Annotated in this window: 12 protein-coding genes and 1 tRNA gene; 4 read left to right on the forward strand and 9 right to left on the reverse strand. The window is 48.0% G+C overall.

Features of this window, described 5'->3' with window-relative positions; all coding sequences use genetic code 11:
• On the forward strand, positions 1 to 966 hold a 966-nt coding region (locus B3D59_RS07445), incomplete at its 5' end, for a metallophosphoesterase family protein (protein WP_286818701.1).
• A gap of 555 nt (positions 967 to 1,521) precedes the next feature.
• On the opposite strand, the gene B3D59_RS07450 is transcribed toward B3D59_RS07445, so the two are convergent.
• From B3D59_RS07450 to B3D59_RS07480, 7 genes are all read right to left on the reverse strand, one after another.
• A tRNA-Gly gene (locus tag B3D59_RS07450) sits at positions 1,522 to 1,597 on the reverse strand.
• Positions 1,598 to 1,719: 122 nt separating this feature from the next.
• Positions 1,720 to 4,170, reverse strand: a complete 2,451-nt coding sequence (gene pheT, locus B3D59_RS07455; protein WP_286818702.1) for a phenylalanine--tRNA ligase subunit beta — start codon at positions 4,168 to 4,170, stop codon at positions 1,720 to 1,722.
• 2 nt (positions 4,171 to 4,172) lie between these two features.
• Positions 4,173 to 5,180, reverse strand: coding sequence for a phenylalanine--tRNA ligase subunit alpha (pheS, locus tag B3D59_RS07460; protein WP_286818703.1), 1,008 nt, complete (start codon positions 5,178 to 5,180; stop codon positions 4,173 to 4,175).
• Between the two features lie 21 nt (positions 5,181 to 5,201).
• Positions 5,202 to 5,555, reverse strand: a complete 354-nt coding sequence (gene rplT / locus B3D59_RS07465; protein WP_286818704.1) for a 50S ribosomal protein L20 — start codon at positions 5,553 to 5,555, stop codon at positions 5,202 to 5,204.
• 83 nt (positions 5,556 to 5,638) lie between these two features.
• Positions 5,639 to 5,836 (reverse strand): 50S ribosomal protein L35, encoded by a 198-nt coding sequence (gene rpmI, locus B3D59_RS07470; protein ID WP_286818705.1) that lies wholly within the window; start codon positions 5,834 to 5,836, stop codon positions 5,639 to 5,641.
• Between the two features lie 141 nt (positions 5,837 to 5,977).
• Positions 5,978 to 6,523, reverse strand: a complete 546-nt coding sequence (infC, locus tag B3D59_RS07475; RefSeq protein ID WP_286818706.1) for a translation initiation factor IF-3 — start codon at positions 6,521 to 6,523, stop codon at positions 5,978 to 5,980.
• A gap of 76 nt (positions 6,524 to 6,599) precedes the next feature.
• Positions 6,600 to 7,151 carry a nucleoside deaminase gene (locus B3D59_RS07480; RefSeq protein WP_286818708.1) on the reverse strand — a complete coding sequence of 184 codons (552 nt, stop codon included), beginning with the start codon at positions 7,149 to 7,151 and terminating at the stop codon, positions 6,600 to 6,602.
• Positions 7,152 to 7,225: 74 nt separating this feature from the next.
• Here B3D59_RS07480 and B3D59_RS07485 point away from each other — a divergent pair, with 74 nt between their 5' ends.
• The 3 genes from B3D59_RS07485 to pta are packed head-to-tail and all read left to right on the forward strand — an operon-like array spanning position 7,226 to position 11,044.
• Positions 7,226 to 8,314 (forward strand): deoxyguanosinetriphosphate triphosphohydrolase, encoded by a 1,089-nt coding sequence (locus B3D59_RS07485; protein ID WP_286818709.1) that lies wholly within the window; start codon positions 7,226 to 7,228, stop codon positions 8,312 to 8,314.
• A gap of 22 nt (positions 8,315 to 8,336) precedes the next feature.
• Positions 8,337 to 8,942, forward strand: a complete 606-nt coding sequence (locus B3D59_RS07490) for a YkgJ family cysteine cluster protein (RefSeq protein ID WP_286818710.1) — start codon at positions 8,337 to 8,339, stop codon at positions 8,940 to 8,942.
• A complete protein-coding gene (pta, locus tag B3D59_RS07495; RefSeq protein WP_286818711.1) occupies positions 8,942 to 11,044 on the forward strand; it encodes a phosphate acetyltransferase in 2,103 nt (700 codons plus the stop codon). Before B3D59_RS07490 ends, pta begins: the two co-directional genes overlap by 1 nt.
• 2 nt (positions 11,045 to 11,046) lie before the next feature.
• Here the strand turns inward: pta and B3D59_RS07500 are convergent, their stop codons facing one another.
• Both B3D59_RS07500 and B3D59_RS07505 read right to left on the reverse strand, forming a co-directional pair.
• Positions 11,047 to 11,952 carry a LysR substrate-binding domain-containing protein gene (locus B3D59_RS07500; RefSeq protein WP_286818712.1) on the reverse strand — a complete coding sequence of 302 codons (906 nt, stop codon included), beginning with the start codon at positions 11,950 to 11,952 and terminating at the stop codon, positions 11,047 to 11,049.
• Between the two features lie 22 nt (positions 11,953 to 11,974).
• Positions 11,975 to 12,701: SDR family NAD(P)-dependent oxidoreductase (locus B3D59_RS07505; RefSeq protein ID WP_286818713.1), on the reverse strand; the 727-nt coding region annotated here is incomplete at its 5' end.

The raw sequence follows: 12,701 nt of genomic DNA on the forward strand, positions 1-12,701 counted from the left end.
GAGGGGATCCTCACACCACCCCCCGGCATAAAGCCCGGCGATGAAGTGATTTATATGGCTGAATCCATTTTACCGGATGGATCCTTTACCACCTTTGCATCTTTTCCGACCCGGGCTGCGCTGGTTCATCCATTTCTCAGGGACTCTGTCGTACCGGATGGAAAGCCCTTCTTTATTATTCAGATCACTGATCCACATATCGTGAAACGTGACAGCGAGCTTCTTGGAGTGAGGACTGCTGAGAGGCTCGAGCAGGCAGTTGCGGAAATCAATGCCCTTGAGCCGCTTCCTGATTTTGTCGTGGTCACTGGTGATATTATCAGTGATAACCCTGAAGGCTATGCCTTGTTCCATGAAATTGTTGAAAAGCTGAAGGTGCCCTGTCTTCCGGCATTTGGCAACCACGACAAGCCCCTCGGGCTCGGTAACGCGCATCGGATTTTCAGCGAATGGGGATTCCCACCCTATTATGCCTTACAGCATAAAGGCTATGATTTTTTTGTGCTCGATACTGTGGCATTTCCACTCCCGCCATGTGGAAAAATCACAAATCTTCAATACGCCTGGCTCAAGAGATTACTCTCTTCACCGGGCGATCTGCCCAGGCTCTTTTTCCTTCATCATGATATCTGCTCCGGTTTGAGCACCACCGAACATTTCGAGGCTCTGGATTTCTTTGCTTCATACCCCGGAGAAAAATGGTTCTTCTCCGGACACTGGCATTGTGATACATTCGTAAAGCGAGAAAACGAACGGCACATTATTACCTCTGCCATAGGATACCTCTTCAAAGAGGAGAGAAAAGCACTAAAGCACGCGCGCCATACTTCTGGATACCGGCTGATTCACTTCAAGGACGGTAAGATCAGCACACAGTTCAAACCCCTGGGCAAGCCTGCAATCGATGATCCATCCCTCGACGACTATTTCACCTGGGATGAACTCCAAAAAGCCCTCAAGAAGTAAAGTTCAGGGGCAAAGAGGCTGTCCGACAATTCACCTTATGCCACATTCCCAATTTCGATCCCGATACCGAAGAATAGGCATTTTCGGGCTCATACCACGTTTTGCCTGTTCTTCGTCAACGGTTGGTGATAACTCTGTCCCTGCTTCCCCTCGGCGTCGATATCGAAAGATTTGTGATGGTCATGAGTGAATGCATGGGTACACGTGTGGTTAATTGCCATGGCATGCTAACACATTCCGAAAAATCTCCGGGATACCATAATTCTGGAAGAAAATCGAATTACCGGACCGCCTCTTTGATCCCGAAATTCACTTCTTTCGCCCGTCAGAAATCTCTGGTTCGCAAAAGGCTCTATATCACCTTATGTTTCTATTTTGTCCATGTGAGTCCGTGTACCAGACCACAATTACGCTATCGATCTCCGGGGCAATACTTCGATATCTGTTCTGGCAGCGAAGAGTAGTAATTATGCTTGGGATAGATGAGGAGCCCTGTAGGGGATTGGATTTAGGATGTTAGTGTTCTCTTTGTGTTCTATAGGGTGGGCAAAAAAATGGAGCGGGAAACGGGGGTCGAACCCGCGACATCAAGCTTGGGAAGCTTGCACTCTACCAACTGAGTTATGCCCGCATTTCAGCAGCTAAATATAACAGGGCGTATTATATTTGTCAACCCCATTATTATATAATGATAACCGCATTTTCTATTTTAGCACAGGTCTCCCGGATCAACGGCAACCAGCCACCTCGAAATTATCCAGGCAGCCCAGCGTTAAAATCATTAATTAGCTTCTGGGACAGCTGATCATGAATCTTTTTAATGTTTTTTTCTGTCAAAGTTTTTGAAGCAGAGCGGTAGACGATCCTGAATGACAGAGATTTTTTATCTTCACCAATACTCCGGCCTTCAAATACATCAAAAAGGAAATAATCTTCAATCAATGCCTGCTGTTGGGCAAAAGCTGAAATGGCATCCATCATGGCGCCAACCTCAACACGCTTTGACACAATAAAGGTCATGTCCCTGGAAATTGAAGGGAATTTAGGCAGCCCAACTGCCTGAATAGCCTGGGGAAGCGATTTTTCAAGACTGTTCATATCTATATCAAAAAGATATGCATCCTGTCTCAAACCAAAGGCCGCTCCCACATCTGAAGCTATTTTTCCAAGCGTACCAAGGATCAGACCGTCTCTCATCACCCTGGCACCATACCCCGACTGAAAATAGGGACAGCTATCAGCATCGATTTTTTCATAAAGCACACCGGAAATCTGAAGCGAATCCATCAATCCCTGTACAACACCCTTAAGATCGAAGAAATCCACAGCTTCCTTTTTGGAATACCAGGTCTGATCCCACCGGTATCCGGTGATCAGCCCTCCGATCACTTCTACTTCTTCGGGCTGTTCGCCCGGACCTTTGTCATAGAAAATTTTGCCGATTTCAAACAATTGAAGGGTGTCCACCTGTTTGGCCGTATTCCTGGCCATGGCTTCCAGCAGTCCCGGCACGATGGATGTCCTGAGTACTGCCATCTGGTCTGAAATAGGATTTAAAATCTCAACCATCCGGGTTCTTTTGTCCGACTCGTCAATGCCCATACGTTCACAGGCATCCTTGCGGATAAAGTTGTAATTAATGGCCTCACAAAATCCAAATCCGGTCATGGCCCGACGAATTTTGCCGCGCAACACAAGACGCGCGGCAAGGGGCTGACCTTTGGCTGTCACCAAAGGATAACTGGTTTCAATTTTATTATATCCCCACAACCGCGCCACTTCTTCGGAAAGATCCTCGGGTCGTGCCACATCAACCCTGAAAGAGGGGACATGCACCTGCAGGCAGCCATCTTCCTTTTTCTCAACGCCAAATTCCACGGACGCCAGAATCTGTGCCATCTGATCTGCGGAAAACGAAGTCCCTAAGCGTACGTTCAGCGCCTCAGGGTTCAAATCAATGATCACAGCTTGAGCATTGACGGGATTCTCATCAATAATTTCCCTGGCAATGGTCGCCGAACAGAACTGAGCCATTAATGAAACGGCTCTCTTCAAGGCGAACATAGTGCCTTGAGGATCTACGCCGCGCTCAAATCTGTGGGAGGCATCCGAACCGATTCCCGTGCGCTTGGCGGTTCGCCGGATGGACACAGGATTAAAATAGGCACTTTCCACCAACACCCGGGTGGTGGTATCCGTAATTTCGGAATTCTCACCGCCCATGACACCGGCAATACCCACAGGTTTATCTCCGTCACAGATCATGAGCATTTCAGGGTCAAGTTTGTGGGTTTTCGAATCAAGCGTTGTAAACTCAAGCGGCGCATCGCCTGGTTTCCCGGCTGTTCTTACAATAATTTTGCTTTGGGCAATATTATCATAATCAAAGGCATGCAAGGGTTGTCCGGTTTCCATCATGACAAAATTGGTGATATCCACCACATTGTTGATAGAAGAGAGCCCAACGGCTTCAAGGCGCTGTTTTAACCAAAGCGGCGACGGTCCGACCTTGACGTCAAACAGCATACCTGCAGTATATCTTGGACACAGCTCCGGATCCTCAATCTCAACAGAAACAAAATCGTGAATATTCCGGGAATCCATCAGGGCTTCCGAAAACGTCACGTCCGGCAGGGTTACCTTATTTCGGGGCTCTGTAAACGCCCCTATTTCCCGGGCCACCCCGATAATACTCAGACAGTCCGGCCGATTGGGGGTCAGATCAATCTCAAAAACAGCATCAGCCAGTTTCAAGGCTAATTCAAGGGGGGTTCCGGCAACAAACTCGCCCTCAAGATCCATGATACCGGATGCGTCATCCGCAAGCATCAGCTCAGCAGCCGAACACAGCATACCGTGCGACGGTTCACCCCGCAGCTTGCTTTTCTTTATTTTGAAATCACCGGGCAGCACGGCCCCAGGCAGAGCACAGGCAACATACATGCCTTCTCTGACATTGGGCGCACCGCAGACAATGGGAGAAAGCTCTCCTGTTCCAATATCGACGCCGCAACAGGTAAGCGTCTCAGCATTGGGATGCTGATTTGCCTGTACAACCTGGCCGACAACCACATTGTCCAGGTAACCATAAAGACTTTCCACCCCATCCACTTCAAGACCGGCCATGGTAAGCCTCTCGGATATTTCCTGGGGATCAAGATCAATGGGAATATATTCACGCAACCAGCTTAAACTGACTTTCATAATTAGAACTGCCCTAGAAAACGCATATCGTTTTCGAAATATTTTCTGATATCATCAATTCCGTACTTGAGCATGGCAACCCGTTCCATGCCAAGGCCAAAGGCAAACCCCGTATACGTTTGGGTATCATAACCGACGTTTTCAAACACAGCCGGGTGGACCATACCGGCCCCCAGAATTTCAATCCAGCCGGTCTTCGAACAGACCCGGCAGCCTTTGCCCTTGCACATGACACATCTGATATCTACTTCAGCACTGGGTTCGGTAAAAGGAAAAAAACTGGGCCTGAACCGCAACGAAGTATCCTTATCAAAAAACTGCTGAACAAAAGTGGTCAGCACCCCTTTGAGGTCGCCAAAAGAGATGTTTTTGTCCACCATCAGGCCTTCAACCTGATGAAACATAGGGGTATGGGTCAGATCCGAGTCACAGCGGAACACCTTGCCCGGAGAAATAATGCGCACAGGCGGGTCGTTTTTTTCCATCACCCGGGGCTGGGAACCTGACGTATGGGTTCTCAAAACGATATTTTCAGACACATAAAAGGTATCCTGCATGTCCCTGGCCGGATGATACTGAGGAATGTTCAGTGCCTCGAAGTTATAATAATCGGTTTCAACTTCCGGACCTTCGGCAATGTCAAACCCCAGGCGCAGAAAAATACCGCAGATCTCTTCTATCACCTGGGTGATGGGGTGCAGGGCACCTTTTTTCACCATACGTCCGGGCAAGGTAACATCAATACCTTCAGCATCACCTGCCGCACCGGCTTCCAGATCAGACTGGGCATGTTTTAACGCTTTTTCAAGCTTTACCTTGAGCAGATTACCATTTTTCCCTGCAGCAGGGCGTTCATCCACCGGAAGGGATGGAATATTGCGCAAAAAAGCTGTGAGCACCCCCTTGCGACCCAGAAAGTGGATGGAAACAGACTCAAGGGCTTCCTTTGAATCCGCCGCACGGATTTGTTCCAGGGCCTGTTTTTCAATGTCTTGGAGATTGTTTTGCAAGGTTCCCCCGAAAATACGCTTTTAGTTCAATTTGGCAGACGCCTGGGAAGCCAGCTGGGAGAATCCCGCGGGATCGGATACAGCCAGATCAGCCAGAACTTTTCTGTCCAGCTCACTGCCCGTAAGTTTTAGTCCGTTCATGAACCGGGAATAGGACAATTCATTCATGCGTGCACCGGCATTAATACGTACAATCCATAATTTCCGAAAGTCTCTTTTTCTTGCCCGACGGTCTCTATAGGCGTACATTAATGCTTTATCCACTGAATCGGCAGCAGTTCTGTAAAGCTTGCCTCTTCCACCCCTGAAACCCTTTGCCAGCTTAAGCACCTTGTTGCGGCGTCTTCTTGCTTTGAATCCTCTTTTAACTCTCATTTTTTACACTCCTTTATGTACCATCAGCCAACCGGTACATTGGCCGGCTTCCATATCAATATTAAAAACGCTGCAAAGCCTCACTAACCGTAAGGCAGCATCCGGCGAACTTCTTTCATATCAGAACCGGCAACAATCTGGGGCTTGCGAAGACTTCTTTTCCGCTTAGTGGTTTTCTTGGTCAGAATATGACTGGCATGGGATTTGCGGAACTTGTATTTACCTGACCCGGTTTTTTCAAACCGTTTGGCAGCCGCACGGCATGTCTTAATTTTTGGCATTACTAAATCTCCTCTAAATCTCCTGAAGGCTCGAACTATTATAAAAACTAAAGGCGGTATATACATGATATACCACCACACGTAAATATCCCTTGGCACCGAAAAGCCGATACAAAAAGACGAAAAACAGATAACCGATGATTATTTAGGGCCAAGCAGCATGGTAATGACCCGCCCTTCAAACTTGGCAGACTGCTCCACCTGGGCAAAGTCTTTGCTCATTTCCACTATTTTTTCCAAAATGATGTTGGCCTGCTCCTTGAGCATAAACTCACGACCTCTGAAAACCAGGGTTATTTTTACCTTATCGCCATTGGAAATAAATTTCTCCATGTGCCGGGCCTTGGTTTCAAGGTCATGATCGTCTGTTTTAGGACGGACCTTGATCTCCTTGATCTGAACACTTTTCTGCTTCCTTTTGGCTTCCTGTTTTTTCTTAGTCAGCTCGTACTTATATTTTCCATGATCCATTATTTTGCAGACAGGAGGCCTGGCCTCCGGCGACACTTCAACCAGATCCAAAGCATCGCTTTCAGCAATACGCAACGCCTCAGCAATAGGCAGAACACCTATCTGTCCGCCATCAGAACCGATAACCCGTACCTCAGTAGCTCTGATCCCCTTATTCACTCTTGTCTGATCCTGCTTAACTCGCTTAGTAGATATTTTAACCTCCCGCCGCAGCAAAAAATTTTAATCATGTCAATATGACAAGCATAACCTTTGGATTATATATACACTATGCATACAAATCAAGATTTATTTATTTTATTTCTGAATTACACCCCTGTTTATTCCCGGAATCACGACCTTGATCAAGCGTATATGACTCCAGCAGACTGTCCTTCCAGTATAAGTTAGCCTCTTTATTAAAAAAATCATGAAAAAGATCAAGACTTTTTTTACGCAGCACATGGGGAACGACCGTAATCTGCGCATCTCTATATAAGGGTGCCAGATGCCGCCTGTCCAGACCGGTCCCCCCACCCATCACATCTTCATAGGCAAATACAACAGTCCGGATGCCGGCCAGAATGATTGCCGCAAAGCACATCAAACAGGGCTCCATGGTACAGAACAGCACAGCCCGTTCCGGGATAAACCGCACATCCGAAGATTCAAGGGCCTTAAACGCACGTATTTCTGCGTGGTCAATTTCACTGAAAAAAGATAGATCCCCCGATGTGCCGGCCCTGGTACCCGAGGCAATCACCCGATCATCTTGAACAATCACGCACCCCACAGGAAACTGCCCCTGATCAAAGGCTTTACGAGCTTGTTCAAGGGCCTGCTCCATAAAAATCGCGTAATCCAAAAACACCCCTTTCTTGATTTTTTTAATAAATGCTGTATTTAATTTTATTTTTATTTTATTTCAATACTATTTTGATGAATACAACAATACCCCAAATAAAACAAAATCCCAGTATCCGGGAAATTTTCCAGCAACGGGAGCACAATTTCCTGTCAAGATACGGCACCCCAAGTACCAGCGCTGAACGCAGACACCCAGATGTTGCCCCCGGTAACATCAGAACACCCTTTCAGTTAGACCGGGACCGAATTGTATACTCCAATGCCTTCAGGCGTTTGAAATACAAAACCCAAGTTTTTTTATCGCCTTTAGGAGACCATTACCGGACCCGGCTCACCCATACCCTTGAGGTTTCTGAAACGGCAAGGAATATTGCCCGAGCCATGCGCCTGAACGAGGACCTTGCAGAAGCCGTTGCCCTTGGACATGATTTAGGACATACACCCTTTGGACACGCCGGAGAAACCGCCCTAATTGAGGTATACACCTCCCGTTTTACCCATTCCGACCAGAGCTTAAGAGTGGTGGATGTATTGGAAAACAGAGGGAAAGGCCTCAACCTTACCAAGCAGGTCAGAGACGGCATTCTGAAACACTCCAAGGGATTCGGCAATATTATTCCGGCCACGCCAGGAGAAACCGCGTCTACCATTGAAGGACGAGTTGTACGCGTGGCAGACATCATTGCCTATCTGAACCATGATCTTGATGATGCGCTCCGGGGCAAGGTGATCTCCAAGGACGAGGTGCCTGACATCTGCATCCGAAAGCTTGGCACAACCCACGCTGCCCGCGCGTCCACAATGATGGAGCAGCTGGTTTACAACAGCGGCCCCCAAAATGGAGAATTTATTTTAAACATGGGTAAGGAGACCATGGAAGCCATGACAATCCTAAGAAAATTTCTCTTTGAAAAAGTGTACCGATCACCGGCGGTGCATGGAGAATTCGTAAAGGCAAAAAAAGTAATTATCGGTCTTTACACATATTTTATGGAAAACCCCGACGAGATGCAAAAAGAGCTGGAAAAAATGGAAATGGCCCCATGGGATTCAGCAAAAAACACACTGAACCGATCTGTGTGTGATGTCATTGCCTCCATGACCGACCGGTACGCACTTAAATTGTATGCGCGTCTGTTTTTTCCCAACCCACTAGTTTAAAAGATACTCATCAAGGACCCCAATGACAGTGATGACGGATATCCCGGAACATTTTTCACCCCTGGCCCAGCTTTACCATGATATGGATAACGCATGGAACCAGGTTGCGCAACAATATGGATTTCAATGCAAGGGCTGTGAAGACAACTGCTGCCTCTCTCTTTTTTTTCATCATACCCACGCAGAAGCATCTTTTCTGCAGTTTGGATTACAGACATTGTCCTCCAAGGACCAAAAGCATGTGTTAACGCTTAGCCGGGACTACTGCCGCCAAAACGTTTCTGACACTGCGGAAAAACACAATCCGGCCGCATCCCAAAAAATCCCCTGCCCACTGCTCAAAACCGGCAGGTGCACTCTTTACCACTTTAGACCAATGATCTGCCGGTTGCACGGACTGCCCCATGAGCTTCACAAACCCGGATTTAATGTCATAAAAGGACCAGGTTGTGATGCCGGAAAATTTGACCGCCGTACATATATTCCTTTTGACCGGACCCCGTTTTATAAACAGATGGCTGTTATAGAAATGAATTTCAGGCAGTTGACAGGTAAAACCGGAAAAATTAAAAAAACCATTGCTCAGATTCTTCTGAACTATAAGCCAATTTATTTGGAGAAAATTTAATGTCAAGCGGTTTATATATCACCGCCACCCAGGCGGGCGCGGGCAAATCAGCCATTGCACTAGGCGTAATGGAAATGCTTTTTCGAAAACTCGAGCATATAGGCTTTTTCAGGCCCATCATCACCAAGGATCCCGAAGATGCCTGGGATCTGGATATTGAACTGATGTCCAGTCAGTACAACCTTGACCGGCCTTATGCCACCATGTACGGCGTCACCCAGAATGAGGCCAACCAGCTTTTAAGCCATGGCAAAAAAGATGAGTTGCTTGAAAAAATTATCGAAAAATACAATGATGCCAGGGAAAAATGCCGCTTTATCCTTTGCGAAGGAACAGATTTTGTATCTTCCACCACCGGTGTGGAGTTCGACATCAATGCGACGATTATCCAGAATCTGAACTGTCCTGTACTCCTGGTGGCTGATGCCCACAACAAATCCATGGAAGAGGCTGCCACGCTTACCAGTATGACCTTAGACTCCCTGGGAAGCAAGGGGTGTCATATCCTGGGCACCATCATCAATCGAGTGAGGCCCGCCGACCTGTCCGGTATCATTGATTATTTCAAAAAAACCGGACTATTCCCTGATCAGCTGATATATGCCGTGCCCGAGGAAGAAGCGCTGGCCAACCCGACCATTGCGGAAGTTGCAAGTGCTCTGGGCGCAAAAGTACTTATTGGAAGCAACCAGCTCTATCGGCATGCACGCGGGTTTACCGTTGCTGCCATGCAGTTGCCAAACCTGTTAAGCAGAATTGACCACGGCACCTTGATCATCACCCCCGGAGACCGGGCCGATGTAATTGTGGGGTGCATGGCAGCCCAGTCTTCGGATTCCATCGCAAATATTTCCGGCATCATTTTAACCGGCGGTCTTGTACCTGAAGGTCCGGTATGGGAGCTTATAAAAGGCCTTCCCGATGCCGTACCCGTAATCAGCGTCACCGAAAACACGTTCCCTACCGCCCTGGCCGTGGAAAAAATCAAGGGTTCGATCTCCCCGTATGATGACAGAAAAATCACCCGGGCTCTGGCACTATTTGAACAGCATGTGGACATTGAGCGGATGATGGATAAAGTCATCACCGCAGACGCCACCATCATGACACCGAAAATGTTCGAATACGAACTTATCCGTAAAGCCCGGATGTTCAAAAAACGGATTGTTCTGCCCGAAGGAAATGAAGACCGCATATTGCGCGCCGTGGAAACCATTCTGCGACGCGGAATTGCTGACATTACCCTTCTTGGAGATGAAAAAAAGATCCGTCACAAAATCAGGACGCTTGGCCTGCGTATGGAAGGATTTGAAATCATCAATCCCGGAAAATCCAAACTGCTCAAGACTTATGCCGAGGTCTATTGCGAATTAAGAAAGCACAAGGGCATGACCATTGAAAATGCCCGGGACCGGGTGGCGGACGTCAACTATTTCGGCACCATGATGGTACACATGGGTGATGTGGACGGCATGGTATCTGGCGCTGTCCACAGTACCGCCGCCACCATTATTCCCTCATTTGAAATCATCAAAGCCAAAACCCCCCAGACCCCGGTATCCGGACTGTTTTTCATGTGCCTGCCACACAAAGTCCTAGCTTACGGGGACTGTGCCATCAATCCGGACCCCAATGCTGAACAGCTTGCAGAAATTGCCATTACTTCCGCAGAAACGGTGAAAATGTTCGACATTGAACCAAGAATCGCAATGCTCTCATATTCCACGGGGACCTCAGGCAAAGGCAAGGATGTTGACAAGGTCCGGGAAGCCACCAGGATCGTACAGCAAAAGCGCCCGGATCTGCTCATCGAAGGTCCCATCCAGTATGATGCGGCCATAGAACCCGATGTCGCAAAAACTAAAATGCCGGACTCGCCTGTGGCCGGCAGGGCAACTGTTTTTATTTTTCCGGATCTCAACACAGGAAACAATACATACAAGGCGGTTCAACGCTCATCAGGCGCCGTGGCCATTGGCCCGACCCTGCAGGGTTTAAACAAGCCGGTAAACGACCTGAGCCGGGGATGTCTCGTAACCGACATTATCAACACAGTGGCAATCACAGCCATCCAGGCCGCGGAGCAGGATATGAAACGTTAGGGTCAGTGGGCGTGGAGCTGGTTTTCGTATACCGCCTTATACCGCTCTTTTGTATAATACATGAATTCCTGAAGAACAGATGAAAAGTATTTATCCTTATGCCAGATCGTATAAAATGAACGGGAAAATTTAAAATCCTTTATTCTGAGACGAAACAACTGTCCGGACAAAAGCTCATTCATTACCGAAATTCTGGACAAACAGCTTAACGCCCCCTTGTTTCTGAGTACCGATTTCACAGCTTCCGTATGACCTACTTCCAGGAAAGGCTTAAACCGTTTTTTATACTTTTCCATATGATAGAGGAAAACCTCGCGGGTTCCGGACCCCTCCTCCCGAAAAATCCAACGCTTAGATAAAAGCTCGTCCATGCAGTAATCTTCGTTGCGAACAAGATCCGGGTCACCCGTCACCACATAGAGTTCATCTAGGCCAAGCACCTCCCGCTCGATTTCAGTGCTGTTGTAGTCTGCTTCAACAAACCCTATATCCACGTCACCGTCTTCAATAAGCTTGCCGATCTCTATGGTATTGCCGGTTATCTTTTCTATACGAACCCCTTCATACAACTCGGCAAATTCATAAATAATCTGGGGCAGGATATAATTTGCAATTGATGAACTGGCACCCACCTTGATATCTCCCACCAGAGACTGGTCCCGAAACATGGACTCGCTTTCACGCAGGCCAAAAACAAGGGGATCCACCATCCTGAAAAAATAGCGCCCGTTTTCATTGACCACCAGCCGTTTGTGGATGCGGTCGAACAATAGTTTCCCCAAGGTCTCTTCAAGGGTTTTTATGGCCATGGATACTGCGGACTGGGTCAGGCCGAAATCCTTGGCCACCTGACTTAAATGGGGTGTTTTCACAAGCGCAAGAAATAGTTCAAGTTGCCTTAATGTCAACAGTATACCTCCATATAAATAATTAAACGATACCCCGGGGCATTGGCGGCACCCGAGCCCCGCCCAGGACAAACCCTCCGTCTATACGCAGGGTCGCACCGGTCATATAGGGGGCATCCCTGATAATAAAATTGACTGCTTTGACAACATCGGAAACTCGGCCGGTCCGACCTGCCAGGGTCTGATCGATCAAAGACTGTTTTTCCGCATCCGTGAGCACTTCCCGCCACCCGCGGGTCCCCTGGGCATGGCGGGTTTCAAATATACCCAGCATTAATTCGTTCACCCGCACTGACGGCGCCCCCATCCTGGCCCATGTTTCGGTGAGTACACCAATCCCCCGGTTGGCGGCGGAATAGCCCTCGTTGAAAACCAGGGCGGCAGGACCCGATCTTCCGGTGATGGCCGCCACGGAAGAAATATTAATGACAACCGCTTCATCGCCGGCCTTCAGCAAAGGAAACACTGCTTCAAAAATCCAGCGTTTGGCTTTAAGCGTTGTTTCAATCTCCAAATCCCACTGATCTTCAACATATGCGCCGTGAACCGTAGGCCATCCGCCGCGTTCAATGTTATTCACCAGAATGTCCAGGCGTCCATACCGATCTTTTATAAACTTTGCCAGACCGTCAAGTTCATCAGTTTTACGCAAATCTGCATTTATTATATTATGCTGGGCACCTGTCTTTCCAAACGCTGCCTCCATATCACAAAAGGCATCCGGCCAGTCATGGCGGGTAAGGATAAGG

This window comes from Desulfobacter sp. UBA2225, from assembly GCF_002348205.1.
In the GTDB taxonomy this organism is placed as follows: domain Bacteria; phylum Desulfobacterota; class Desulfobacteria; order Desulfobacterales; family Desulfobacteraceae; genus Desulfobacter; species Desulfobacter postgatei.

Coding starts and splice junctions, on each gene's coding strand:
- pheT (WP_286818702.1), bottom strand. CDS start 4,170: ATGAAAGTCAGTTTAAGCTGGTTGCGTGAATATATTCCCATTGATCTT.
- rplT (WP_286818704.1), bottom strand. CDS start 5,555: ATGAGAGTTAAAAGAGGATTCAAAGCAAGAAGACGCCGCAACAAGGTG.
- rpmI (WP_286818705.1), bottom strand. CDS start 5,836: ATGCCAAAAATTAAGACATGCCGTGCGGCTGCCAAACGGTTTGAAAAA.
- B3D59_RS07485 (WP_286818709.1), top strand. CDS start 7,226: ATGAATACAACAATACCCCAAATAAAACAAAATCCCAGTATCCGGGAA.
- B3D59_RS07490 (WP_286818710.1), top strand. CDS start 8,337: ATGACAGTGATGACGGATATCCCGGAACATTTTTCACCCCTGGCCCAG.
- pta (WP_286818711.1), top strand. CDS start 8,942: ATGTCAAGCGGTTTATATATCACCGCCACCCAGGCGGGCGCGGGCAAA.